This window comes from Priestia sp. P1_B12_1 (assembly GCF_056406695.1).
This window is the reverse complement of sequence record NZ_JBFTZR010000002.1, coordinates 328,599-353,814: the sequence shown is the minus strand read 5'-3', so window position 1 is coordinate 353,814 and position 25,216 is coordinate 328,599. Positions and strand designations below refer to the sequence as shown.

Annotated in this window: 22 protein-coding genes, 1 pseudogene and 1 riboswitch; of the genes and pseudogenes, 7 read left to right on the top strand and 16 right to left on the bottom strand. The window is 38.2% G+C overall.

The features are described 5' to 3' along the window. Window positions 1-8: 8 nt before the first annotated feature. Window positions 9-1,757 carry an allophanate hydrolase gene (atzF, locus tag AC1D0Y_RS07330; protein WP_060746598.1) on the top strand — a complete coding sequence of 583 codons (1,749 nt, stop codon included), beginning with the start codon at window positions 9-11 and terminating at the stop codon, window positions 1,755-1,757. 118 nt (window positions 1,758-1,875) lie between these two features. Here atzF and AC1D0Y_RS07325 read toward each other — a convergent pair whose 3' ends face one another. Both AC1D0Y_RS07325 and AC1D0Y_RS07320 read right to left on the bottom strand, forming a co-directional pair. Beyond that, a complete protein-coding gene (locus AC1D0Y_RS07325; RefSeq protein ID WP_225049548.1) occupies window positions 1,876-2,442 on the bottom strand; it encodes a DedA family protein in 567 nt (188 codons plus the stop codon). A gap of 233 nt (window positions 2,443-2,675) precedes the next feature. Then, on the bottom strand, window positions 2,676-3,656 hold the full coding sequence (locus tag AC1D0Y_RS07320) for a zinc-binding dehydrogenase (protein WP_060746018.1): 981 nt from the start codon (window positions 3,654-3,656) through the stop codon (window positions 2,676-2,678). A gap of 169 nt (window positions 3,657-3,825) precedes the next feature. Between AC1D0Y_RS07320 and AC1D0Y_RS07315 the strand changes: the two genes are divergently transcribed. After that, complete coding sequence (locus tag AC1D0Y_RS07315) at window positions 3,826-4,704, top strand: LysR family transcriptional regulator (protein WP_060746019.1); 879 nt, start codon at window positions 3,826-3,828, stop codon at window positions 4,702-4,704. Here the strand turns inward: AC1D0Y_RS07315 and AC1D0Y_RS07310 are convergent. The 4 genes from AC1D0Y_RS07310 to AC1D0Y_RS07295 all read right to left on the bottom strand — a co-directional run bounded on the left by AC1D0Y_RS07310 (window position 4,701) and on the right by AC1D0Y_RS07295 (window position 8,178). Beyond that, window positions 4,701-5,732, bottom strand: a complete 1,032-nt coding sequence (locus tag AC1D0Y_RS07310) for an AI-2E family transporter (RefSeq protein ID WP_060746020.1) — start codon at window positions 5,730-5,732, stop codon at window positions 4,701-4,703. The two genes, AC1D0Y_RS07315 and AC1D0Y_RS07310, sit on opposite strands and share 4 nt — an antisense overlap. 168 nt (window positions 5,733-5,900) lie before the next feature. Further along, window positions 5,901-6,554: a 5,6-dimethylbenzimidazole synthase gene (gene bluB / locus AC1D0Y_RS07305; RefSeq protein ID WP_028407668.1), complete on the bottom strand. Its 654-nt coding sequence runs from the start codon at window positions 6,552-6,554 to the stop codon at window positions 5,901-5,903. A gap of 464 nt (window positions 6,555-7,018) precedes the next feature. Then, entirely contained in the window at window positions 7,019-7,438 is a 420-nt protein-coding gene (locus AC1D0Y_RS07300) for a hypothetical protein (protein WP_028407667.1), read from the bottom strand. Window positions 7,439-7,539: 101 nt separating this feature from the next. Next, complete coding sequence (locus tag AC1D0Y_RS07295) at window positions 7,540-8,178, bottom strand: DUF1643 domain-containing protein (protein WP_225049547.1); 639 nt, start codon at window positions 8,176-8,178, stop codon at window positions 7,540-7,542. 382 nt (window positions 8,179-8,560) lie between these two features. Here AC1D0Y_RS07295 and trhA point away from each other — a divergent pair, with 382 nt between their 5' ends. After that, the gene (trhA, locus tag AC1D0Y_RS07290; RefSeq protein ID WP_013055671.1) at window positions 8,561-9,211 is read left to right on the top strand and encodes a PAQR family membrane homeostasis protein TrhA; all 651 of its coding nucleotides are present in this window, start codon (window positions 8,561-8,563) and stop codon (window positions 9,209-9,211) included. Window positions 9,212-9,253: 42 nt separating this feature from the next. Here the strand turns inward: trhA and AC1D0Y_RS07285 are convergent, their stop codons facing one another. From AC1D0Y_RS07285 to treP, 7 genes are all read right to left on the bottom strand, one after another. Continuing rightward, the gene (locus tag AC1D0Y_RS07285) at window positions 9,254-10,441 is read right to left on the bottom strand and encodes an NRAMP family divalent metal transporter (RefSeq protein ID WP_028407665.1); all 1,188 of its coding nucleotides are present in this window, start codon (window positions 10,439-10,441) and stop codon (window positions 9,254-9,256) included. A 9-nt stretch (window positions 10,442-10,450) separates the two neighbouring features. After that, window positions 10,451-11,206: a LamB/YcsF family protein gene (locus AC1D0Y_RS07280; protein ID WP_477707415.1), complete on the bottom strand. Its 756-nt coding sequence runs from the start codon at window positions 11,204-11,206 to the stop codon at window positions 10,451-10,453. A 12-nt stretch (window positions 11,207-11,218) separates the two neighbouring features. Next, a complete protein-coding gene (locus AC1D0Y_RS07275; protein WP_477707414.1) occupies window positions 11,219-12,217 on the bottom strand; it encodes a 5-oxoprolinase subunit C family protein in 999 nt (332 codons plus the stop codon). Continuing rightward, window positions 12,207-12,929 (bottom strand): 5-oxoprolinase subunit PxpB, encoded by a 723-nt coding sequence (gene pxpB, locus AC1D0Y_RS07270; RefSeq protein ID WP_028407662.1) that lies wholly within the window; start codon window positions 12,927-12,929, stop codon window positions 12,207-12,209. Before pxpB ends, AC1D0Y_RS07275 begins: the two co-directional genes overlap by 11 nt. Window positions 12,930-13,286: 357 nt before the next feature. Then, window positions 13,287-14,003, bottom strand: coding sequence for a trehalose operon repressor (gene treR / locus AC1D0Y_RS07265; protein WP_013055666.1), 717 nt, complete (start codon window positions 14,001-14,003; stop codon window positions 13,287-13,289). A gap of 88 nt (window positions 14,004-14,091) precedes the next feature. Beyond that, the gene (gene treC, locus AC1D0Y_RS07260; protein WP_477707413.1) at window positions 14,092-15,777 is read right to left on the bottom strand and encodes an alpha,alpha-phosphotrehalase; all 1,686 of its coding nucleotides are present in this window, start codon (window positions 15,775-15,777) and stop codon (window positions 14,092-14,094) included. 15 nt (window positions 15,778-15,792) lie between these two features. Further along, a complete protein-coding gene (treP, locus tag AC1D0Y_RS07255) occupies window positions 15,793-17,256 on the bottom strand; it encodes a PTS system trehalose-specific EIIBC component (protein ID WP_028407660.1) in 1,464 nt (487 codons plus the stop codon). A 199-nt stretch (window positions 17,257-17,455) separates the two neighbouring features. On the opposite strand from treP, the pseudogene AC1D0Y_RS07250 reads away from it, so the two are divergent. Both AC1D0Y_RS07250 and AC1D0Y_RS07245 read left to right on the top strand, forming a co-directional pair. Beyond that, window positions 17,456-17,629: pseudogene (locus AC1D0Y_RS07250) on the top strand (YvzF family protein). A 117-nt stretch (window positions 17,630-17,746) separates the two neighbouring features. Next, complete coding sequence (locus tag AC1D0Y_RS07245; RefSeq protein ID WP_025749688.1) at window positions 17,747-18,298, top strand: shikimate kinase; 552 nt, start codon at window positions 17,747-17,749, stop codon at window positions 18,296-18,298. Window positions 18,299-18,372: 74 nt separating this feature from the next. On the opposite strand, the gene AC1D0Y_RS07240 is transcribed toward AC1D0Y_RS07245, so the two are convergent. Together AC1D0Y_RS07240 and AC1D0Y_RS07235 are read right to left on the bottom strand one after the other, a co-directional pair. Next, entirely contained in the window at window positions 18,373-19,698 is a 1,326-nt protein-coding gene (locus tag AC1D0Y_RS07240) for an NCS2 family permease (protein ID WP_028407655.1), read from the bottom strand. A 433-nt stretch (window positions 19,699-20,131) separates the two neighbouring features. Continuing rightward, window positions 20,132-21,475, bottom strand: a complete 1,344-nt coding sequence (locus AC1D0Y_RS07235) for a 5'-deoxyadenosine deaminase (protein WP_477707412.1) — start codon at window positions 21,473-21,475, stop codon at window positions 20,132-20,134. 522 nt (window positions 21,476-21,997) lie between these two features. Here AC1D0Y_RS07235 and AC1D0Y_RS07230 point away from each other — a divergent pair. Together AC1D0Y_RS07230 and AC1D0Y_RS07225 are read left to right on the top strand one after the other, a co-directional pair. Beyond that, window positions 21,998-22,567 carry a YkoF family thiamine/hydroxymethylpyrimidine-binding protein gene (locus tag AC1D0Y_RS07230; protein WP_028407653.1) on the top strand — a complete coding sequence of 190 codons (570 nt, stop codon included), beginning with the start codon at window positions 21,998-22,000 and terminating at the stop codon, window positions 22,565-22,567. Window positions 22,568-22,620: 53 nt separating this feature from the next. Next, the gene (locus AC1D0Y_RS07225; protein ID WP_060746024.1) at window positions 22,621-23,250 is read left to right on the top strand and encodes a hypothetical protein; all 630 of its coding nucleotides are present in this window, start codon (window positions 22,621-22,623) and stop codon (window positions 23,248-23,250) included. 243 nt (window positions 23,251-23,493) lie between these two features. Next, window positions 23,494-23,593, bottom strand: a riboswitch (SAM riboswitch). Between the two features lie 168 nt (window positions 23,594-23,761). Here AC1D0Y_RS07225 and AC1D0Y_RS07220 read toward each other — a convergent pair. Continuing rightward, window positions 23,762-25,081, bottom strand: coding sequence for an aspartate aminotransferase family protein (locus AC1D0Y_RS07220; protein ID WP_028407651.1), 1,320 nt, complete (start codon window positions 25,079-25,081; stop codon window positions 23,762-23,764). Window positions 25,082-25,216: the final 135 nt, after the last annotated feature.

The following is a 25,216-nucleotide window of genomic DNA, read 5'->3' as shown; positions in this document are numbered from 1 at the left end:
TGGATACAATGAAAACAGTTAGTTTGCCTAAAACATTTTCGGTTCAATGGTTACGTGATATGTATATCAAAAAAGAATTAACTCCGGAAGATGTAGTACATCAAATTCTTACGCGTGTAGAAGCTGACAAAGATATGAACATTTGGATTACCCCTCCTACACTCGGTGAGTTAAAACCTTATCTCGATCGCTTAGCTACCCTAAGCCCTGAAGCGTTACCTTTATGGGGAATTCCATTCGCCGTTAAAGATAATATTGATATAGCACATGTACCAACGACAGCCGGATGTAAAGAATATACGTATATCCCTTCTGCACATGCTACGGTTGTGCAACGCCTTATCGATGCAGGTGCTATTCCTCTTGGAAAGACCAACCTGGACCAATTTGCTACAGGACTGGTCGGGACACGAAGCCCGTATGGCGAAACGCAGAATGCGTTAAAGCAAGAGCTCATTAGCGGCGGATCGAGCTCAGGATCAGCTGTATCCGTAGCTCGGGGGCATGCTGCTTTTTCTTTAGGCACCGATACAGCAGGTTCAGGGCGGGTTCCAGCTGGTTTAAATCGCCTAGTCGGCTACAAACCTTCCCTTGGAGCTTGGCCATCTGCAGGTGTAGTTCCGGCATGTAAAAGCTTAGACTGCGTCACTGCTTTTGCTCATGAATGGAGTGACGTACTGCTCGTAGATTCCATTATTAGAGGAGTAGACGATCGAGACCCATGGTCACGCTCTGTTGTTCGGGCTTCTTCGGCGCTTCCTGAAAAAATTTATATGGTAAAAGAACCGCTTTCGTTTTACGGGCCGTTTGCTGAGCAGTACGAAAAAGCATGGAAACAAGCTGTGAAAAAGATTGAAGGTTTATCTATTCCTATCGAATACATGGACGGCTCGTATTTAAGTGAAGCAGCTGCTTTATTATATGACGGCCCTTACGTAGCAGAGCGCTGGGCTGACTTAGGAGAATTTATCACTTCTCATGAAGAAACAGCTTTTCCTGTAACCGAGCAAGTGCTTCGTTCAGGAGCTAAATCAGAATATGATGCTGCTGCTTTATTTCAAGCTTCACATAAGCTTCAATCCTTTAAACATAAAGCATATCATCAGCTTAAAAATGCTGTTCTTGTTATGCCGACAGCAGGCGGAACGTGGACGCGGGAACAAGTAAGAGAAAATCCAATTGAAACAAACAGTGACATGGGGCGTTTTACAAATCATTGTAACTTACTCGACTTGTGTGCCGTCTCTCTTCCATCTCAAGATGCGGATCTTGATTTACCGTTTGGCATTTCATTTTTCTCTACATTTGACGGCGAACAATTCATTTGCGGACTCAGCGAATTGTTTTTAAATGGTGAACGAACCGTTGGCTCAAAAAAAGATACAACATTAGTAGCTGTTTGCGGTTTGCATATGCGCGGGTTTCCACTTGAATCTCAAATGCGTGAACACGGAGCTTCATTCGTACGAAAAGACCGAACCGCTCCTTATTACCAGCTTTTTAAACTGCCTACTTCTCCAGCAAAACCGGGGCTGTTGCGAACACATCAACAAGGAGAAAAAATTGAAGTTGAACTTTGGGAAATGCCTTTATCACTACTCGGCTCTTTTGCCGATTCTATCCCTTCTCCTCTCGGACTAGGCAAAATCACTCTTGAAGACGGCAGTGAAGTAGCGGGTTTTCTTTGTGAAGCTCATGCGACAGAAGATGCGGAGAATATTACGTCTTATAGAAGCTGGCGGGCTCTTCGTAGTTGAATAAAAGAGCCGCCTCTAAGTCGAAAACTCGGCTCAGAGGCGGCTCTTTTGAATTATGAAAACCTCAATTTAAAAACTCTCTTATTTTAAGGCAGTGCTTATTTAGGCAGATCCTTTTTTATGTATTTTTTCTCTTTTTCATCCACCAGCCTGCACCAACTATCACTCCGATTACGAGAATAACAAATATTAAACGATCAACATCATGCAAATATTTTTGGATTTTTTCAATATCTCCAAGTCCTCCTACATAGAGCAAAAAAACAAACCACGGAAAAATGCCTAAGGTGCTGTATAAAACAAAGTCCCTAGATTTGATTTTACTAAGACCTGCCAAATAGGTTATATAGTTTGCGATACTGATGGGACGGGAAATCGTAATACTCCATTTTCCATATTTATGAAACCATTTTTGGGCACGTTTTATATTTTTTTCACCAAACCAGCGCTTGGTAATAGATTCAAACCTGTATCCCATAACGAACGGAATATAGTTGAATGCAATATAAATAACGGTATTAACAGCTGAAACAATAAGGATTTTCCATATTGAGAGCTGCAGCACCGAGCCAATAAGCAAAATCGATAACGTACACGGAAAAGGAATTGCCGCAGCTTCGATTGCTGTAGCAATAAAGATGCCCACTATGCCTAAATTTTGTACAAAATCAATAAACCCTTGCACCTTTTTTCTCCTTTCAATCATACAAATTTCACGTTCTTTCATCATAACTCAAACTATTCAAAATTTCACGATTTCAAAGCAATTTTACTAGTAAAAAAAGCTCATACGCACCCGTTTGATATATTCGATTATCTTCTATCATATGCAGTTCATAAGTGAAGTAACGCAAAAAAAGAAAATAGCAGAAAAAAACTCTTTTATTAGTTATATAATAAAAGAGTTTTTTTCTGCTATTATTTAACTTTAGCAATGATTTTCCCTTTCACATGGCGTTTTGAAAGCTCTTCTAATGCACTTGGCACTTCTTTTAACGAGATGATGCGCTCAATCATCGGAGCTACTTTCTTCTCTGCTACTAATGCTAAAAGCTCATCGCCCATTTTTGCTAAATCCGCTTGCGCAATCATGTCATCAATGTGGTGTGCAGCATTTAAAGCTACTTCATGATAAGAAATCACCTTTGTAAAAGGCTTTACTTTTGTATAATCAGGTGCACCAGCAATATGTGCTAAATGTCCTCTATAGGCAATCATATCTAAAGAATCCGTTGCGTTCTTTGCGCTCACCGTGTCAAGCACAGCATCTACGCCGCGGCCATTTGTCAGCTCCAATACTTTTTCCGCGACGTTTTCCTCGCGATAATCAATTACATAATCAGCTCCTAACGACTTCACATACTCATGATTATGTGCTGAAGCTGTTGAGAAAACGGTTTTTCCAGCGTTTTTAGCAAGCTGCACACCAAAGCCTCCTACGCCTCCAGCTCCTCCATGAATTAAGATTGTTTGAATATGGTTCATTGGAAGTTTACGAAATAGTGCTTCATACGCTGTGTAACCTGCCGTAGGCAAAGCAGCAGCTTCTTCAAATGTAACAGCATCAGGAATGCGCGAAATTGAATGAGCAGTTGTAACCGCATATTCAGCATATCCGCCTTTTTTCATAAAGTCCCCGTGATAGACAACGCGGTCTCCTTTTTTCCAATCAACTACTCCTTCTCCAACTTCATCAATTGTCCCAGCTACATCTAAACCTAGAATGTGAGGATATGTCCAATGAGGATTTCCATTAGTAGCCGTTTTATAATCTACGGGATTAAGTCCTACTGCGTGAACTTCAACTACTACTTCCCCTTTATTTGGAAGAGGTTTTTCTATTTCTTCTACTTTCATTTCTGTCCATTTATTTTTATCTTGCAATAATAATGCTTTCACAGTCTAACTCTCCTTTTTAAATCATTTTCCTAGCGTTGTAGCGTTGCTTTTATTATTTTATCTAAAAATGATTTGCTTACTATTTTTATTTTAAAGGGAGCTTGTCTATAATACAAATTAGAAAATAAATAGATATGCATAAATAAATTTATAAGAAAGGATAGCATAAATGATTGATTTTGAATGGTATCGCAGCTTTATTAGCATTTACAAATACCGATCCGTTTCTGAAGCAGCCAGAGCGAGGATCTTAACGCAGCCGGCCATGAGTCAGCACTTAGCTGCTTTAGAAGCTGAAATAGGGGAAGGTTTATTTATCCGTGCACCGAGAAAAATGATTCCAACAGAAAAAGGTAAAGAACTGTACACGCGTATTGTCCCGTTAATTGAAAGTCTAGAAGCTGCTTCAATTGAATTAAAAATGACCGCTTCATCTCCCGACGCGCTGCCGGTCGTAAAAATTGGTTCTCCCGTAGAGTATTTTACCGAACAAGCTTTAGAAAGAATAAAAGATGCAGGCATCCGCTGCTACAGCCAGTTTGGTATTGCTTCTGTTTTGCTTGAAAAGATACAAAGCGACGAAATTGATATTGCGATTACAACCCAAAGATTGCAAATACCTGGAATTGAATATACGGTCATTGAAGAAGAAGAGTTTGTCTTAACCGTCCCTCCTTCTTTTGAAATGACAGCTAGTAAAGACATAGAAGAGTTTTTATACAACCAGCGGTGGATTAGCTATGGTCTTGAACTTCCTATTATTAGACGTTTTTGGCGGCAGCATTTTAAAAAACGACCTGAAATTCAGCCTCATCACGTGATTCCAAATCTTCAAACGGTGTTAAAAGCCATTCAGCATCACATGGGAATCAGCCTGCTTCCCCGCTATTTAATTCAAGAAGCGCTTCGAGAAAAAAAAGTAAAAATCGAACTTGAACATTTAGCAGTAAAAAATCAGATCTTTCTTGCTTATAAACTTAAGCATCGCGATCATCCTACTATTCAAAAAACGATACGCTGCTTAAAAAAAGAAACCTCTGCAGACTAGTCTGCGGAGGTTTCTTTTTTTGACAGTTGCTGTGCTGAATCTACGCCTACCAAATCTAAAAAGAAAATAAAAATTGGAATACCAAGAATTAGCCCCCATACGCCCAAGAAGTGTTCACCAAACACTAAAATGATAAACGTAATGAACGTTGGCAAGTTTGTTTTAGATGACATGAGCTTTGGATTTAATACATAGCTTTCAAGTGCGTGAAGCACTACCACCATAATTAACACAGATAGTACTTTTACACCGCCTCCTAAACTGTAAGCGATTGTACAAAGTGGAATGAGTGAAACAAATACCCCAAGAACCGGCACTAGCCCTAGTAGAAAGACCATAACGCCAAGTGCAAGCAAATTAGGAAACCCTAACACCCACAGCGCAATAACGGATAAAATGCTGTTCACAAAAGCGATAATAAACTGAACTTCTATTACCTTGCCGAAGGAATTAACAAATTTTCTCCCCAAATAGCCAGCTTCTTTGAAAAACCAGCCCAGCCTAGATTGTTCCAGTTGGACAAATAACCGGTGAATCCGCGACTTTTCAAGTAAAAAGAATAGGCTTAACAAGAGTGCTAAGAAAACTTGTGCACTTACTTTTCCAATATTAGATAAATAGCTGTATACTAAATCAATATTCTGCTGAATATTTTCTGGTGATTTGAATCTCTTTAGATTATCGATAATATAGGTGACGAATGTATTATCAGGGGGGTGTTTGTAAAAATACATCAGCTTCTGTACAAGCTCAGTAACTTGCGTCATAATAACCGGGATATATACATATCCTACAATACCGAGCGCCCCAATCAGTGCGATATAGATGACGATGAGTATAAGCGTTGAATTAAGCGGAAGCTTTTTTCTTAACGTTTGTTGAAGACGACCAATTAAAAAGGTGAAAATAAACGTAAATAACAGCAGCTGAAGCATACTTCTAATGCTGACAAGTAAAACTGTAATGATAATAAGCGTAATGATGCGAACAGTAAGTTTGTTGTGAAGCCAACTTCTTGCAATATTCATGAAACCTTCAATTCTCCTATCTCTCTTTTTCCCAAGTCATTTGTATACATATAAATAAAACGGATACGCTAGACGCTCATATCCGCTTTCGCTATATATAGTGTATCATTTAATATTCAAATTTTACTATATTTCGGCGCTTTTTAGTATGTCTTTATTTTCTCTCCGCTATTCTTTTTCATTTTCCCATACATTATGATAAATTAGCTTGTTTAAATCCCTTCTTTTTTCCCAGTTTGCTTGTTCTAAGATTGGTTTCTCAGGATATTTATCTGTATAGCCAATTGACATAAGCGCTACAGGATCAATATGAGGAGGAATATGTAAAATGTCACGTACATCATTTTTCTTATAAAAACTTACCCACCCCATTGCCAGTCCTTCTGCATATGAAGCAAGCCACATATTTTGAATCGCACACGCCGTTGACATCATATCAGTTTCTGGAATTGAGTTTCTTCCGAGAACATGAGATCCCCCTCTTGTTGGGTCACACGTTACGCAAATAGTTAACGGCGCTTCTTTTAATCCTTGAATCTTTAGCTCTAAAAAATCTTCTTTCTTTTCACCTTCATAATGAATAGCCAGTGCTCTTCTCTCTTTATCTGCTGCCCAGGCAAGTTTATTTTTCACTTCTGTATCAGATACTAATATAAAATTCCAAGGCTGCATAAACCCGACGGAAGGTCCGCTGTGAGCAGCCTGCAGAATGTTATAAACCGTTTCATTCGGAATCTCATCAGACAAAAATGTTCGTACATCTCTTCTTCCATAAATCGCTTTGTATACTGCTTGCTTTTCGTCATTTGTAAACGAATTCATCTTCTTCAACCTCCATTAAACTCTTTTTTTAACTATTTTTCTAAAAAAACATTAAAAAAATGTGATCCAAACTTTATGTTTTCTCGTATTACTATATGAATCTATCATAAAGGAGGTTGCAAACATGTTCAACGACGTTTTAATGAACTTATTTAACGCAGTAAGCAGCATCATTAACACAATTGGATAATTTGATTGTACATATTGAGTAAGAGAGGGGGCATATTGCATGCTAAACGAGGTACTTATGAACTTTTTTAACGCAGTAAGCAGCATCATCAACACAATCGGATAAAAAAAGCACAAAGAAAAGGGTAACTGCCATTACCACCGTCTTTATGCTTTACTAGTTAAAAATCATATATTTTACAATAAAAAGAACTCTTTGATTAGGAGTTCTTTTTATTTATCCTAACATGTTCCCTTTTATTTGTATATATGCCTTGCCATTTCAACAGATTCACTTATATGTTGCAAGCATACACGTATGTCTGCAGCTCGTAGTGAAGTTCTTTTAAGTCTTCAGCTGCTTCAGTCAATAACTTCTTTCGCTGAGCTGTATACACATCTAGAATAGCCCTTTCTACTTTTACCTTTTCTTCATATAAAATATCTAACTTATCTTCATTTCCTTCAAGGGAAATAGGCTTTAACATAGCAAATTGATAAATGGGTTGTCCATAATCCAATTTTGTTAAAATAGAACCTACTAATACATCCTGTGAGCATTCATATACAAAGTTTAACAGCGTACTTAATTCTTCTAGACGAGAAATATCCAGCTCTGCATTTTCGTTGATCACAGCCCCTATATATTGAAAGCACTCTTCTTCTAACTCATTATAAATAGTTGTGATGCGGTGCAACACTTCATTCAACTTCATAAAGTTCCCCCTTCACACACGCTTCTTGATACAACCATATGACAAAACTTGGTGTTTTATACTAACGAAAAAGCGAGGAATATAAACCTCGCTTCTTCTTTTTACCGATACATACTGGCAATATCTTCAATAAACATAAGCGGTTCTTCTTCTGTTAGTTGTTTAATTGGAGAATACTCCTCTCCACCAAAACTTTGATCTATGTCTTCAATAAATGAAGAAACTTCTTCCGACTCTTCACGATTAGCCGGCATTTCGTATTTTTGTAATTCTGTGCGGTGCACGACGGATAAAATATGGCGAGGAAATTGCTGCTTCGTTTTTCCAAAACAGTATACCGGCTTGTGTTTCAAAAAGCGTTCTACTTCCTCTTGCCGGTTATAAATGCTTCCATGATCACCCCAAGCTACCACAACCAGTTCAGCATCTTCCACTGCTTTTTGAATATATTCACCTGTTCTTGTTCCAACAGCTTCTTCTTTTGAAAGCATGCGTAAAAACGAAACATGGTCCGTTTGATAGCTGAATAAATAAACGATTTCTAAGACTCCAAATCCCCACTTTTGCGCCAGTTCTATGCATTTGGATACAGCTGTATCGTCGCTATATTCATACGTATTTTCTGGGAATGACAAGATAAACGTAAGTTTACGTTCGTTTACTTCACTCCATTTGCATAATAGAGAATATTTGTATGTGCCTGTTTCATCAAAAATAACTTCTTTTTTCACTGCTTCCATCCCCCTGCCTTCTTACAATCTTGTTACTTATCTATTGCAAATGAGCTAAGCAGTAATCGTAACCTTGACTGTTAAAAGTTTTATTTTATATGTATTTCAAAATCATGCCTTCATGACAACTTTTCTGCCATTTTTTCAAAAAGCCATTTTTTCTTCTATACATGTTTTTTACAGCTAGTGAACATTCACATATACATCTTTCCTCTTTTCGGACCTCCGGTCAAAATAGATAAAATCAAAAGAATGGTCTATAATAAAGAAATAACCAATGACCTTTTCACTCATGTTTTTGACAGTTACGGATTTTTTCTCAGCAGGTATATTCAAACCTGACCCTCTGAGAAAATAGAAGATAAATTTGTGTAAAGAAAGGATTTTGTAAATGGCTACTACACACACATTTACAAGAGGAGAAGAAATTGCAAATGCGATTACACACGGCGTTGGAGCCGTACTCAGCATTGTTGGATTAACGCTTTTAATCGTACTTTCTTCGTTAGAAGGAACGCCTTGGCATGTTATCAGTTTTACTATTTACGGAGTAACCATGCTGCTTCTCTATGTCTCCTCTACGCTTGTCCATAGTTTTCCGGAAGGTAAGGTAAAAGATCTTTTTGAGATATTTGACCACTCTTCTATTTATTTGTTTATTGCCGGTACGTACACTCCATTTTTATTTATCGCAGTAAAGGGAACCACCGGCTGGACACTTTTTGGAATTGTATGGGGCATCGCTCTTGCAGGAATTGTATTCAAAGCTTTTTTTGTGAAGAAATTCCTTTTTATTTCCACTATTCTTTACGTATTTATGGGATGGATGATTGTGTTTGCTTGGGATTCGTTAACTCAAAACATTGCCCATCAAGGAATTGTCCTTCTCGTAGTTGGAGGCGTGTTGTATACAATCGGGGCCGTTTTTTACGTATGGCGAGGATTTCGTTTTCATCATATGATTTGGCATATGTTTGTTCTTGGCGGAACCGTACTCCACTTTTTAGCAATCATTTTATATGTATTGCCTATAACCAATTAAAAAAGGGCCAGCAGGCCCTTTTTTAATTGGTTATAGAATTCCTTACCACAGTTTGGCCATTTGAGTCACAAGCGTATAGACTCCTAGCACAGCCATAATAACGACCACAAAACCGCCAAAAACGGTAAGCCAAGTCGGATGCTTGTAATCGCCTACTATCTTCTTTTTATACGCCGCTATAAGCATTGTTCCGAGTGTAATAGGTAAGATTAACCCGTTTAATGCTCCAGCTAAAATAAGCAGAGTGACCGGCTGGCCAATCGTCAAGAAAACCAGGGTTGAAATCGTAATAAATGCAATGATAATCCAGTTTTCATATTTCTCAATCCGTTTGCTGAAGGATTTAATAAAGGAAACCGATGTATATGCTGAACCAATAACTGAAGTGATAGCCGCTGCTGCCATGACGACGCCGAATAATTTATAGCCAATATCCCCTGCGGCTAACTGAAAAACAGAGGCTGGTGGATTGTCAGGATTCAGTTTTAACCCTTGACTCAACACACCTAATGTCGCTAAAAATAGAAAAATTCGAATGATCGAAGCAATCGTAATACCAGATACTGCTCCTCTTGTTACTTCAGGAATCGCGGCTTTTCCTTTAATTCCTGCATCTAATAAACGGTGACCTCCTGCAAATGTAATATATCCTCCTACCGTTCCTCCTACAAGAGTAACAATCGCCATTACATCAATGTGCTCCGGCCAAAATGATTTAGAGACTGCTTCTCCTACTGGGGGAGCGGACGAAATAGCCACATACACCATTAAAATAATTAATATTCCGCCCATTAATTGAGCAAATCGATCCATTAATTTTCCCGCTTCTTTGACTAAAAAAATTGCGATAGAAATGATGGCTGTAATGACTGCACCCGCTTTAGGAGAAATACCAAATAGCGCATTGAAGCCAAGACCGGCTCCTCCTACGTTTCCAATATTAAATGCTAAGCCTCCAATTACAATTAAAATAGCAATAAATAAGCCGAGGCCTGGCAAAACATTGTTAGCGATATCCTGTGCTCTTTTTTCTGAAACGGCAATAATACGCCATACGTTTAGCTGAACGCCAATGTCTAATAAAATCGACAGTAAAATGACAAAACCAAAACTTGCGGCGAGAGCTTGTGTAAAGACCGTTGTTTGAGTTAAAAAACCTGGCCCCACTGCTGAAGTAGCCATTAAAAATGCTGCTCCGAGCAGCACGCTCCAGTTGCGTTCTTTTTTCATGATGTCACCTCATTGTGGTTGAATAATGATTTGTTCTTCTTTTAGCTTGTCACAAATAGCTTTGGCAAATTCAACAGCATGTGCACCGTCTCCATGAATACAAACGGTATCTGCTTGAATGGGAATCTCTTCATTTTGCACAGTGAATACTTTCTTTTCTTTGACCATTTTAATTACTTGAGAAATAGCCGCTTCTTCATCTTGAATCACGGCGTTTTCAACGTTTCTCGGCGTCAGCATGCCGTTCTGTTGATAGGTTCGATCTGCAAATACTTCCTGAGACGTACGCAAGCCCATTTCGTTTCCAGCCTTAATCAATTCACTTCCAGCCAAACCATATAGAATAGCTTCCTGACTAACATTATAAACAGCTTCAGCAATAGCTTTAGCTATGTCTCGATCCCCTGCAGCCATATTATATAAAGCGCCATGAGGTTTCACATGATGAAGGGTCCCTCCTTCTGCACGTATAAAAGCTGAAAGAGCCCCCATTTGATACACCATTAAATCATAAGCTTCTCGAGGCATAATTTTCATATATCTGCGTCCAAATCCAGCTAAATCTTGCAATCCGGGGTGCGCGCCAATCGCCACATTTTCACTCAAAGCCAGCTTTACTGTTTCTCTCATAACCGAAGGATCTCTGGCATGAAAGCCACAAGCAATGTTTGCAGACGTTACATAGCGTAAAATTTCTTTATCATTTCCTAATCTATAGTTCCCAAAGCTCTCCCCTAAGTCACAGTTCAAATCAACGGTAGCCATCTTCTTCTCTCCTTATATTTTCATTCGAAGTGCTCTTTTAATATGATTTATTTTCTTTTCCTGCTCCATATATAAATGCTGCGCTTGATCCAGTGAAATTGCTTGAAAAGAAACCTTTTTTCCTGGAGAAATTTGCGCCAGCGCTGAAAAATCTGCAGTTGCTACCTGTCCGATTCTAGGATATCCTCCTGTCGTTTGATGATCTGCTAATAAAACAATGGGCTGTCCTTCTTTTGGTACTTGAATCGTACCGAACGTCACAGCGCTAGAGAGCAGCCCTTTTTCTTGACCAAGGACTAATTTCTTCCCTTTTAGCCTATAGCCCATGCGGTCAGATTGAGGGGTAACGTCAAATTCTTGATTAAAAAAATGTTGTTGACTTTCTTTTGTAAACCAATCAAATTCCGCACCTTTCATCGTGCGGATAATAGACGTCTCGTATGAAGGAAGAAGTTTAGGATGAATCGTCCAAAAAGCCTGCTGAAAAGAGCGGTCCGTTTGCTTTTTCATCAGTTTCTTTATAATTGCTTCCCCCGTTTCTGTAGGAGGGCGGCTTAATACTTCGTCCCCTGACTGTAGTGCTCTACCGTGCAGCCCGCCTATCCGAGCGCGAAGTGAAGTAGATGTACTTCCCATAACTGCAGGAACATTAAAAGCACCGGAAACCGATAAATAAGAACGGCACCCTAAAGTCGGAACACCAAACTGTAGCACGCTCCCTTTTTTCACATATAAAGGCCGCCACATCTTTACGGCTTCATCATTAACAGTTGGCGATAAATCCCCTCCCGTCAGGGCAATCAAAGCATCTTGCTGAAATTCAATTTTTGGTCCCATTAACGTAATTTCAATAACCGGCTGATTTTCTTGATTTCCTACTAATAAGTTGGCAATCCTTAAAGCAACTTTGTCCATTGCTCCGCTGACAATCATGCCGTCCTTTTGATATCCATGTCTGCCGGTATCTTGAATCGTTGTTAATAAACCGGGACGTATCACTTTAATACTCATCTTCGTCCACCTCCTTTTGGGCTTCATATTCCGTTTCAGAGATAGAAACAAATCGGACACGATCACCTGCTTGAAGCAAGCTTGGCGAATCTTTTTTGGGGTTAAATAGTGTAAGAGGAGTACGCCCAATCAACTGCCATCCTCCAGGTGTCTCAATTGGGTACACGCCGGTTTGCATTCCTGCGATGCCAACTGACCCTTTTGGGATGCTGTTTCTCGGTGATTCTTTTCTTGGAGTCGCAATTTCTTCGCTCATCCCACCCAAGTAAGGAAAACCAGGAGCAAAGCCTAGCATATACACCAAATATTCTCCATTTGTATGAATGGAGATAACTTCATCAGGCGTTAATGAATGAAAAGCAGCTACCCTCTCTAAGTCCGGGCCGTACTTTCCTCCGTAGCACACCGGAATTTCAATTTGTCTAGCGACCGCTTCAGATTTTTCTTCCTGGCGGAAAAGCAGCTCTTCAATATATGTAGATATTGCTGTGTAAGGATTTCTTCTTCCTTTTTCACTCATTATCCAAGGGTCATAATAGATTGTAACTGTTGTAAAAGCCGGCACATATTCAATCATCCCCTTACATAATGATTGCTCTAGCACCTCAGTAAATTGCTGAATACGTTTATGTATGCCGAAATTAATTTCGTCTCCAAATGAAACGACAATGCCGCTGTCACCAAGAGGATAAAGTCGATAATCGTGGCTCATTCCGTCTCCTCCTTTTTTACTTAGTATTGTTTGAGCAGCTCCCTTTAATGCTGTAATTAGATACATCCATTAGAATTACTAATGAAATTATTGTTTTTGAATAACAATTTCTTATATATCTAATAAAAAAAAGAACAATAAATCCCTATCCTGTATGGATAACATTATATAAATATAAAATAATCTTATGTTCTACTAAAACAAACTCCAAAGAAAAATTCAACCTTTTTAAAATTTTATCGTCAAAAGGATCACGTTTCTTCAATTTTCCCCATAAAAAAACTGCTTTGTTTTTTATACCAAAGCAGTTTTTTTGTAAACATGTACAAAAAGGCAAAACTCATGGGCAGTAAACCATTATATACCTCTGCGAGCGAAATCTACAAAACGAAACTTATCAAGACGATGACGTGATTCCGTATATTGAAAAAGGCTTGCATCTTCTAAATACACATAGTTTCTTACTACCACAATATGTTCATAGTCTTTTAAATCTAAGTAACACTTATCTTCGTCCGTCAGCTCGTCAACGGAAATTTCTTTTTTGGCAAAGCTGATTTTCAGCCCAAGATCTTTTTCTAAGTATTCATAAATAGAGCCTTTGCATATATCTTTTGTGAGGTGAGGAACATACTTTTTATGAAAAAAATCTTTATCTAAAATAATTTTTTCTCCATCGATTTCACGCGCTCGAACTACTTTCCATATGAGATCTTTTTTCGTCGCCCCAAGCTGTGTGCACAGATCTTGATCGGCCTTGACTAATTCAAACTCTTTTACAATAGTAGTCGATGTATGTCCTAGCTTTTCCGCTACTTCTTTAAAGCTAACAAGTCCTGATACTGGAAAATCAAAGCGTGATACGTCCAATACAAATGAGCCTTTTCCTTTCATTTTTTGAATGTACCCATTTTGTGAAAGTAAATTTAACGCTTTCCGTATCGTTTCACGAGACGTTTGATACTGTTCAACAAGCTCATTTTCGGAAGGAAGTTTTGTATTAGGACGCCAGTCACCGCGTTTAATTTTATCGACTAACTGTTCGTAAATGCTGATAAATTTATTTTCTTTCAATTGCCATCACCTATTTCACTTTCTATATATACCCAATTGTATAAAAAGAACGATAGATTGTCACCCATCGTTCTTTGTACTTTTTTCTCTATTTTTTTAAATGATACACGATCGATTCATACGGCCGAAGCAAGACTCGCTTTAATTCCTTTGATGAATCTTCGTAGTTAGACAGCAATATTTCACTATGATATCCTTCAAAAGTTAGATTTTGTGGCAGTTGAAAAATTGTTTCACTCCCGTAGAAATTGTTTATCACGAGCAGCTTTTCATCTGCTCCATTTCGGATATAAGCAAAAATCTGCTCGTCTTCTCCAAGAATTAATTCATAGTTTCCATAGGTGATAATCTCATACTGCTTGCGCAGTGCAATAAGCTTTTGATAAAAATAAAAAATTGAATCTTCATCATCTAACGCTTTTTCTACATTAATTTCACGGTAGTTATCGGCTGGATTAATCCACGGCTTTCCTTTTGTAAAACCTGCATTTGGCTCATCGCTCCATTGCACCGGTGTACGGGAATTATCTCTTGATTTATGTTTTAAAATCTCCAAAATTTCATTTTCGTCCATTCCTTGTGCACGTTTTATCTCATACACATTTAATGACTCCACATCTCTATATTCATCAATAGAAGAAAACTTCGGGTTTGTCATACCTATTTCTTCCCCTTGATAAATATAAGGTGTTCCCTGCATCAGATGAATCGTTGCAGCGAGCATTTTGGCAGATTTATTATGATAGAGTTCATCGTTTCCATAGCGGGAAACAACGCGAGGCTGATCATGGTTGCACCAAAATAGTGCATTCCATCCCCCTCCTTTATTCATCTCCGTTTGCCAAGTTGATAGAATCTCTTTTAATTTAATAAAATCAAAATCTGCTAGCGCCCACTTTTCTCCGTTTGGGTAATCGACTTTCAAATGATGAAAGTTAAACGTCATGCTAAGCTCGCCCCGGTCCGGATGAGAATATTGAATACAGTGGTCAACAGTTGTCGACGACATTTCCCCAACGGTCATGCTATCGTATTTTGAAAAAACTTCTTGATTCATTTCCCGCATATATTCGTGAACGCGAGGACCGTCGGTATAAAATTTCCGTCCATCTCCTGGCGCGATAGAACCATCATCATCTAAAAAGCGCTGATCTTTTGAAATTAAGTTAATAACGTCCAGACGAAATCCATCTACTCCTTTTTCAAACCAAAACGTCATCATATCGTACACGCTGCGGCGCACACGCTCATTTTCCCAGTTCAAATCCGCTTGCGTGACATCAAACAAATGCAGATAGGATTGTTCTGTCAGCTTATCATGCTCCCACGCCGAACCTCCAAATTTTGAAACCCAATTCGTCGGAGCACTTCCATCTTCTTTTTGATCTTTCCAAATATAAAAATCTCTGTACGGGTTATCTTTCGATTTTTTAGCTTCTTGAAACCATTTATGTTCAGTTGACGTATGATTAACGACAATATCCATGATGATTTTAAGATCCCGCTTATGCGCTTCTGTTATTAAACGATCGAAGTCCTCCATTGTTCCGTATTCTTCTTGAATAACAAAATAATCACTTATATCATATCCATTATCCCGCTGCGGCGATTTGTAAATTGGCGTTAACCACACAACGTCTACGCCAAGCTTTTTCAAATAATCTAGCTTTTCAATAATACCAGCTATATCACCCACGCCGTTGCCAGTCGTATCGTAAAAGCTTTTAGGATAAATTTGATAGACAACCGATTTTTTCCACCAAGGTTCTTGCATTTTTAACACCACCATTTAATTCTTTGGATTATGTTGAAACGATTCTGTAGCCGCGACAGTTGATGTAACGGTTGATTTTTTCTGAAGCTTTCCAAGCGTTAACGTTAAAAGAAACGGCACCACAATTACGATTACCATTCCAATAATAAAAGCTGGCCAGCTCTGTGGAACAATTGATAACGGAGCAGGGATACCCCCAATTCCCACCGATGCTGCTTTCACTCCCGCCACGGATATGACGACACCTGCAATAGCTGAACCAATCACTGCAGAAATAAAAGCAAATCTAAAGCGTAAATTCACACCAAACATTGCAGGTTCCGTAATGCCAAGCCACGCTGAAATCCCTGACGTTAAAGACAGTCCTTTTAATTTCTCATCATTTTTTGAAAGAATCATTATCGCAAAAGCCGCAGAGCCTTGTGCAATATTAGATAATGCTACCATTGGCCACAAGAACGTACTTCCCACGCTTCCAATCAGCTGTAAATCTACAGCTAAAAATGTATGGTGCATGCCCGTAATAACAAGAGGAGCATATAAGCCTCCGTATACAAGCCCTCCAATAAATGGAGCCGTTTTAAAAAGCCATACAACTGCACCTGTAATAACATTTCCTATTGCAAATGTAATTGGACCAATCACAATAAAAGCGAGAAACCCTGTTACTAAAAGAGCTACAGGCGCTACAATTAAAAGCTGAAAACCATCCGGTATTCGTTTTCGTAAAAACAATTCGATTTTTGCCAGTACAAACGAAGCAGCTAGCACAGGTAAAACCTGCCCTTGATAGCCAACTTTCTCAACGTGCAGACCAAATAAATTCCACGTATCGATACTTCCTTTTTTTAATGCTTCTCCATAAGACCAGGCATTTAGCAAATCAGGATGGACCAGCATGAGCCCAAGGACAATTCCAAATAAAGGACTTCCTCCAAAACGCGTAACAGCTGACCATCCAATAAGAGCCGGCAAAAAGGCAAAAGCCGTATTGGCAATTAAATTAATCATGCTCGCGAAGTCTTTCCACTGTGTATGAACATCTACGATTGATTTATCATCGTAAAAAATTCCGGCTCCTGTTAATACATTATTGATTCCCATTAATAAACCCGCGGTTACGATGGCCGGTAAAATGGGAATAAAAATGTCAGCTAATGTTTTTATTGCGCGCTGCAGCGGATTTAAGTTTTTAGCCGCTTCGTTCTTCACTTCCTCTTTTGACAGTTCACCTATCCCTGTAAGCGCCACCATTTCTTTATATACTTTATCAACCGTGCCTTGACCAATAACAACTTGAAACTGGCCGTTTGTAGAAAAAGATCCTTTTACCAATTCGTGCTCATCTAGCATACGTTGATTGACTTTACCTTCATCTTTTAAAACAAGTCGAAGACGCGTTACACAATGCGTTGCAGCAGAGATATTTTCTTTTCCGCCAACGGCTTCTACAATGCGCTCCACAGATTCTCGATTCATGTCTTTTCCCCCTTGTTTCCGTTTTCATTTTACTCCTGTATTTCCTATCCCCCATATAAATCTCACCGCAAACCTGTATATACAAGTTTTATGTTTTTATTCTAACCTGTATATACAGGTTCGTCAACAAAAATAAAATTACTTCTTTTTCATTTCATGATATAGTCAAAAAGCAAAGTATATGGAAGGAGACGTTACAATGCTGCAAGTAAGATTAATGGGAAAACAAGAAGAAATTAATGAAGCGATCAAACAGTTTGAACAAAACTACCATATAGAACATCAGTCAAAATAATATACGCGAAGCGCTAATCCAAAGTACGAGCGCAAAAAAGATACTCGGGTGTATCTTTCCATGCATCCTAAAAAATAATTTCCGGTTTATTTCAGAGAAGAATAGTAGCTTTTACAAACTAAAGGATTTATATTATAATTTCAGTATTTACTATAACATCCGATTTGTATTTAAAAATCAGAAAGAGGCTTAAAAATGGCATATAACGACATATCTCTTAGAGAGAAAAGTATTGTATTTATCGGCTTTATGGGGGTAGGAAAAACAACTATTGGAGAAATGGTTGCCAAAAAATTGTATAGAGATTTTGTTGATATAGATCAAGAAATCGAAAGAGAATTTAATATGCCTACTTCTCAGATTTTTAAAGAGCACGGTGAAACTTTCTTCAGACAAAAAGAAAAAGAAGTAATAAATCGACTTTCACAGCAGCGTTTAAAAATCATTTCTTTAGGGGGAGGCGCTTTTTTACAAGAAGAAATTCAAGAGATTTGTTTATCTAACTGCATCGTATTCTTTTTAGATTTATCTTGGGATTCTTGGAAAGAACGCATTAGTTTAATTATTGATAGCCGCCCTGTTTTACAAGGAAGAAGCTTAGAAGATATTGAAAAGCTATTTTACGATCGTCAAGCTATCTATTCCAATCACCATTCGAAAGTTGAAACTGATAATTTAGATATTGAAGAAGTAGCTAACTATATCGTTGATTCATTAAAAACAGCTTGGGACATTTATCAACCTTAATGAAATAAAAATTCGTTCCCTTAACAAGCCTTTACAAAAAAAGACGTAGCTTAATGCTACGTCTTTTTTCATCCCTAATGCGAACTCATATAAAAATTGATAAAAAAGGCAATTGTGATCACATACATCATCCAATGAATTTCGCGACGGCGTCCTGTAAACAGTTTAATCGCTGTGTATGAAATGAAGCCGAATGCTAAACCTTCTGCAATGCTGTAGGTTAACGGCATCATGACAATTGTTAAGAAAGCGGGAACAACTTCAGTAAAGTCGTCGAAGTTAACGTTTCGAATGTCACTCAGCATAAGCGAACCAATAATAATGAGTGCCGGAGCAGTAGCAACGCTTGGGATAAATTGAATGAGCGGTGCAAAAAACAAGGTAAATATAAATAAGATGGCAACCGTTAATGCCTTTAAGCCGGTACGCCCTCCTTCTGCAATACCTGTTGCATTTTCAATATACGTATTTAACGCAGTGCTTCCAAAAATAGCACTCGCCATTGTACCGATTGAATCCGCTGCAAGCGCGCGATTTAAACCTGGAATTTTACCGTTTTTATCTACCAAGTTGGCTTTTTTAGATAATCCAATCAATGTCGCTAGCGTATCAAATAATTCTACGATGGTGAAAGAAAATACAACTGAAAAAATGCCGTAGGCAACTGCACCCTTTAAATCCATTTGAAAAAATGTTTCTCCAACGCTTGGCGGCGTAGCTGAAAAGACGTCTTTCAAGGAATGAGGAACTGCTTGTACTCCTACAATCATCGCTAATATAGTCGTAGCAAAAATACTTATAATAAGAGCACCTTTTACATTTTTAGCCATCAGTACAGCTGCTAATATCAGCCCAAAAATAGCCAGTAAGGGACCTTTATCCATGACATTTCCAAGCCCTACAAAAGTAGACTCGTTTGCCACAACTAATCCAGCGTTTTTCAAACCGATAAACGCAACAAAAAGACCAATTCCAACTGCTATGGAAGACTTTAATACGTTCGGAATGGCATCAATAATCTTTCCGCGTATTCCTGTTACCGTTAAAACAAAAAATAAGACCCCGGATATAAAAACTGCTCCAAGTGCCGTTTGCCATGACAATCCTTGCCCTAATACTACTGAATACGTAAAAAACGCATTTAAACCCATCCCTGGACCGGTTACAATCGGGAAATTTGCCCATAGAGCCATCAGTAACGTACTAAATACAATGGCATAAATGGTAGCTGCAAGCGCCGCTTCTCGGGGGATACCCGCGTCAGACATGATAATGGGGTTGACAATTACCATATAACTGACCGTCATAAAAGTTGTAAGTCCTGCTAGTATTTCTTGTTTTGGTGTTGTGTTGCGCTCTGATAGTTTAAACAAGCGCTCTAATATTCCGTTACGCTCCAACACGCGCGCCTCCCTACTTCTAAAAAAAATAAAAAATCCTACCTATTCAAATGTCCTAAAAAAGACACGATTTAGGAGGATTTTACGTTGCAAAGTAAAATCTTTTGTCCTATTATAGTCTTAATTTGTAGATATGCAAAGGTAGAAAACGCTATCATTATAAAAATTTTTATCTTCCGTTAGTTTGGAATTTTGAAAATTTATTTCTCTTATCTTTTTAGTCTGTTGCAAGAGTACTCTTTTTACTCATTTATACAAAAAAGAGATTAAGACATAACTAAATAAATCCATTCTCAAGACAAATAAACAGATGAAACCTGCGTTCACCTTGACAACGAAAAAACTCGAATTATTAATCAATAACTCCGATTAATAATTCGAGTTTTACTTTTGTTAAAATACTTTTATTCCAGCCTCTTCTTTGTTTTACATCTTATGAAATCAAAAGCGGGATTCTTTTTAAAAGACGATCAATCGAATGATTTGCTTCTTTCAATACAATTCCTTGGTCAATTGTTTTTAACACGCGATTTTCCATCACAATTTCTCCGTCAACCATCGTTAATTCTACATCTCCTCGCGTTGCTGAATACACAACTCTGGAAATAGGGTCTACGCCGTAAGATGGAAAAGTATGAAGCTGATTTAAATTTAAAATAGCAAGATCCGCTTTTTTCCCGACCTCTAAACTTCCAATTTCTTTTTCAAGCCCGACTGCTTTCGCTCCGCCGATTGTAGCCATTTCGAGCACGTGCTTTGCATTCATGGCCGTTGGTCCGTGCGAGGGTTTATGAATCGTAGCGGCCAGCCTCATTTCGTTGAACATATCCAAATTATTATTACAAGGAGCACCGTCAGCGCCAAGACTTAAAAATACACCTTGCTCTAATAAACCGGGCACATCTGCGATTCCCGATGCAAGTTTTAAGTTTGAGCCTGGGCAATGACTAACTTTTACTCCTTGATTCTTAATAATTTGCTTTTCTTGATCATTTAGCCACACACAGTGCGCTAAAATAAGGCGTTCATTGGCTAATCCTAAATGATCTAAGTACATGATATTTCTCATACCCGTTTCAGCTTCTACGATGCGAATTTCTTCTTGATTCTCAGAAGCATGAGTATGGATATGAACATTATATGCAGCTGATAAATGGCTCACTTCACGCAGCAAATCTTCCGTACACGACAGCACAAATCTTGGGGAGAATGCGTATCGAATACGACCGTTATTTGAATTATGCCATTTTTCAAGCAGCTCTACACTTTCTTTGATCGAGTCAGCCGTTGTCTCCTGCAGAGCTTTTGGCAGATCATCGCCTTTTTTATCCATCATTACTTTTCCTGCAAGGGCTCGGATTCCACTTTGAGATATAGCCTGAAAAGCAGAGTCCGTATGATGAACAGTTTCCATATCGACAATTGTTGTAGTCCCGCTTTGAATGAGTTCGCCGATGCCTAACAGGGCTGAATAATAGATAGATTCTTCATCATGTGAAGCTTCAAGCGGCCATATTTTCTTCTTTAGCCAGTCTAACAGCTCTAAATCATCTGCTTGCCCTCTAAAAAGCGTTTGACATAAATGAATATGAGTATGTATAAAGCCCGGCACAATCGTTTTATTTGCTGCGTCAATGACTTTATCTACCTTTTCCGGATGCAGGTTTTTCCCGATGGCTGCAATACGATTTCCAACAATATAAAGGTCACCGTAAATAATATCATTCTTCTCATTCATCGTAATAATCTCTGCATTTTTAATTAATGTGTGCGTCATACCTTCTTTCCCCTCTTTCGTAACATCTATCTATTTCTAGCTCAAGCCGAACACTAACATCTTCAAGCAATCTTTCTTACACTGATCTTATATATATATGATGTATGCTCTGAGTTGAATAAGTGTAGGTAACCTCATGCGAGATAGAGAGTTTGGGTAAAAAAAATTCCTAGCTGATTATACAGCTAGGAGGTTGGATTTATGATAAAATCCCAAGTCCCTTTTTCAAGAGGTTATACGAAATCGCAGGAGAATAATGTGATCTTGTATTTATAATATGGTGTTTTCAGTCTATATACCAGCTTTTTGTCAGAAGTTCTAACATTGTTTTTTTATTCTTTTTCAGTATGTGACTTTTCTTAACACCCTTATTTTTCATGTTATGCAATTTATTTTTGTTTTTTCTATGTAATATTTCCTAAAAATAAAGAATCTATCTTCTGTTTCTATACAAAACAGAAAAGTTATTTTATGATTTGTATGATTAAAAAACTACAAATCTATATTTTAGGGGTGATTAACTTGGAAAAAATAAATGTTGGCTGTCGTTTTACGCTTTCCGTTATGAGTGATAACTTCATCGATATTATTTTAGGTGCACTAAACGAAGTGGATATGTCTAAAGTTCAGCGAAAAACGGACCGTGTGAGTACGTTTATTGAAGGAACTGCCAAAGACGTATTTGAAGTTGTGCAAGCCGTTTATAAAAGTGCTGGAAAGTCAGGAAAGCATATTGTGCTGAATGCCACGTTTTCAACAGGGCAGCACGAAGAATATTTCGAAGAAAGAAAAATAAAACCAAAAGAAAACATGTCTTCAAACCAACAGCTTTGTGCTTCGTTCCCTGTATCCACTCAATTTTCTTTGTATCCATTAGATACGCCGCATTATGTAGACATCATCAAAAGCGGAATTGGCGCAGTTAAACAACAGGGAGTATTTGCCGAAACCGTGCCTTTTGCAACAGGTTTAGAAGGAGATGTGGACAAAGTGTTCGCTTCTCTATACGAATGTTTTATGAAATCTGTACAGCAAGCTCGTGTCGTGATGACAGTTAATATGTCAGCACACAGTCCTTCTTCAAAACGATAAATTACTTCTTATCTGTTTATAAAGATAGAATGCTAGAAAGGATTTATATAAATATGGCTACAAATAGAACGTTTTTTTCTTTTTTCCTGATAAGTTCATTATTATGTCTATTAATCGTGCCAAACTCTGTTATGGCTAGTGAAAACCCTGCACATTTAACGGTTGCTTCTTACACGCAGTTCTTGAAAGCGCAAAGTGATAAAAGTTCACTGTATGAATTTTCAAAACTGTCGCGTCAGCAAAAACAAAAAGTTGTACAATCACTAAAGGATTCATCTCCGTTAAAAATGGATATTGAAGAGACTAGCGGCACGGTCGAAGCTGCAAGCACAGCAGCATACGGAGCAAGAACGGCTTCACCTTTATTCAAAACAGCAGCTTATACGGCTTCTTATAAAGCGGCTGGATTTACAACAACAAAACTAACGGTGTATGTAGACTATTACACGAAAAACTCATCGGTGACTTCAGTCAAAAGTGTACGAGGCGTCGTCACGAAAAATGTAAACCCCCTTGTGTCTATTTCAAAAAAGAGTTCAAAATCTTGGGTGCAAAATAATCGAGCGTACGGGCAAATTGACTGGCAGTGGAAAATTGCAGCTAAAAATGCCGGAATTAAAAGACAAACTGTTTACGGTACAGCTTCCGGCGCTTCAGGCGGATCAACAGCTATAGTTAATTGACAAAGAGGCATAAATAATGAAAAAAATGATGTGGTGGATTATTGGTATTACAATTGGAGTACTTTTACTAGGAATTCTGGTAGGTTATTTATCATTTTACAGCATATAAAAACAGCAGGTAATTTCACCTGCTGTTTTTTATCTAAATGTCATCTTCTTGTCATAAAATTAAAACCTCCACTTACAGTGTCTAAGTGCCTGTAAGAAGAGGTTGGGATCACAATTGTTAGTAAGCCTGGTCTCTTCTTATCTTTCAAGCACTGCTTGTGGGAGTTAGCACGGTTCTATAAAGTCCGTTGCCGAGGTTTCAAAGGGCCTATCCCTCCACCTCTCTTGATAAGAAGTTTGTCGAATTTTGTTGATAATTGTTGATAAGATAAATATTATGTTACATGCTGCACAAACAGATGTCAACTACTTTTCAGAAAATTGTTTTCCCTCTAAAACTATGATATCGCTACCATTACTATGACAACTAGGTTACAAATAGATAAATTTTTTATTTTTTTTATTACGCTTTTACAACTGACTTTTTCTCAAAAGAAGTAATAGCCTCATCTAGCATACGAATGCCGGCATCTATCTGTTCTTTTGTTACAGTAAGCGGAGGTACCATGCGAATAACTTCACTTGCATTTCCGCAAAAATAAAATAACACGCCTTTTTCTAAAGCTAAGTCCAGAATCTCAAATAAGGCGTCTCCATCGCCTTCTCCCGTATCCGGATTAACAATTTCGATTCCAATCATAAGTCCTAAACCACGGATATCCCCAATAACTGAATGTTTGTCCTTTAAAAGATACAGCTTTTCTAACGCATAAGCGCCCATTTTTCTTGTGTTATCCAGCAGTTGTTCTTCTTTCATCACCTCAAGAGTTGCAAGGGCTGCTGAACACCCAATAGGATTTCCTCCAAATGTTGTGCTATGTGTGCCAAGGGGCCACTGCTTCATTAATTCTTGAGAAGCTACCGTTGCACTAAGCGGAATTCCAGAAGCAATTCCTTTTGCTATAGCCATAATATCCGGTACGACATCAAACGTTTGTCCAGCAAACCATTCACCCGTACGGCCAAACCCTGTTTGCACTTCATCGAAAATAAGTAATATTCCGTGACGATCACAAATCTCTCTTAACTTCTTCATCCAACTTTTCGGAGGAATAATATAGCCGCCTTCTCCTAATACTGGTTCCAAAATAACGGCCGCCACTTCTTCAGGCGTGACTTGGTGCTTAAAGAGTATTTCAAAATCTTTTTCAAGCTTTTCAGTAAAGTACACATCGCTGTCTAGCTCCGCAGGGCACTCTTTTGGATTGGCATATGGAATCTGATACGTCAGTCCCGAAGGCTGCTGAAATTGTCTATATTTGCTTTTCGAGGTTGTAACACTTAAAGCTCCCATCGAGCGGCCATGAAAACACCCTAAAAAAGAAATAACATACGGACGCTTTGTGACATGTCTCGCTAATTTCAAGGCTCCTTCAATTGCTTCGGTGCCACTATTTCCAAAGAAAAAGCAGTCTAAATTGCCCGGCGTTACTTTTCCTAACTCATCGGCTAACTTTAATATCGATTCGTACATAATAACACCTGAAGGACCGTGCAATAATTGATCTGCTCCGTCTTTGATTGCTTTTACTACTTTCGGATGTCTGTGTCCTACATTTGTCGTAGCGATTCCGGAAGTAAAATCGAGATATTCTTTACCATCCAATCCATAATAATAGCATCCTTCTTCTTTCACAACGGGCAGATTCGGATGGTCTTTAGCCATCGTCGGTGCTAGCAATTCAGGCATTCTTTCAAATAAGTGACTCCAATCTTTTGACATACTACATCCTCCTTGAAATTATACAAATCAATTAATCTTATTCCGAAATATAGTTACTTATTAAACAATATTAGGAAATTCAGTTATACTAAACGCTTTAATAGAATAGTAATAAAACTTATTTTACTATGCATT

Bases quoted from the DNA above. Each gene is read 5' to 3' on its own strand.
- AC1D0Y_RS07275 (WP_477707414.1), bottom strand. From the start codon at position 12,217: ATGAGTATTAAAGTGATACGTCCCGGTTTATTAACAACGATTCAAGAT.
- pxpB (WP_028407662.1), bottom strand. From the start codon at position 12,929: ATGAGCCACGATTATCGACTTTATCCTCTTGGTGACAGCGGCATTGTC.
- bluB (WP_028407668.1), bottom strand. From the start codon at position 6,554: ATGAATTCGTTTACAAATGACGAAAAGCAAGCAGTATACAAAGCGATT.
- AC1D0Y_RS07245 (WP_025749688.1), top strand. From the start codon at position 17,747: ATGGCATATAACGACATATCTCTTAGAGAGAAAAGTATTGTATTTATC.
- AC1D0Y_RS07300 (WP_028407667.1), bottom strand. From the start codon at position 7,438: ATGAAGTTGAATGAAGTGTTGCACCGCATCACAACTATTTATAATGAG.
- atzF (WP_060746598.1), top strand. From the start codon at position 9: ATGAAAACAGTTAGTTTGCCTAAAACATTTTCGGTTCAATGGTTACGT.
- AC1D0Y_RS07310 (WP_060746020.1), bottom strand. From the start codon at position 5,732: ATGAATATTGCAAGAAGTTGGCTTCACAACAAACTTACTGTTCGCATC.
- treC (WP_477707413.1), bottom strand. From the start codon at position 15,777: ATGCAAGAACCTTGGTGGAAAAAATCGGTTGTCTATCAAATTTATCCT.
- AC1D0Y_RS07225 (WP_060746024.1), top strand. From the start codon at position 22,621: ATGGCTACAAATAGAACGTTTTTTTCTTTTTTCCTGATAAGTTCATTA.
- AC1D0Y_RS07315 (WP_060746019.1), top strand. From the start codon at position 3,826: ATGATTGATTTTGAATGGTATCGCAGCTTTATTAGCATTTACAAATAC.
- AC1D0Y_RS07235 (WP_477707412.1), bottom strand. From the start codon at position 21,475: ATGACGCACACATTAATTAAAAATGCAGAGATTATTACGATGAATGAG.
- AC1D0Y_RS07220 (WP_028407651.1), bottom strand. From the start codon at position 25,081: ATGTCAAAAGATTGGAGTCACTTATTTGAAAGAATGCCTGAATTGCTA.
- AC1D0Y_RS07285 (WP_028407665.1), bottom strand. From the start codon at position 10,441: ATGAAAAAAGAACGCAACTGGAGCGTGCTGCTCGGAGCAGCATTTTTA.
- AC1D0Y_RS07280 (WP_477707415.1), bottom strand. From the start codon at position 11,206: ATGGCTACCGTTGATTTGAACTGTGACTTAGGGGAGAGCTTTGGGAAC.
- trhA (WP_013055671.1), top strand. From the start codon at position 8,561: ATGGCTACTACACACACATTTACAAGAGGAGAAGAAATTGCAAATGCG.
- treP (WP_028407660.1), bottom strand. From the start codon at position 17,256: ATGAATCGAGAATCTGTGGAGCGCATTGTAGAAGCCGTTGGCGGAAAA.
- AC1D0Y_RS07295 (WP_225049547.1), bottom strand. From the start codon at position 8,178: ATGGAAGCAGTGAAAAAAGAAGTTATTTTTGATGAAACAGGCACATAC.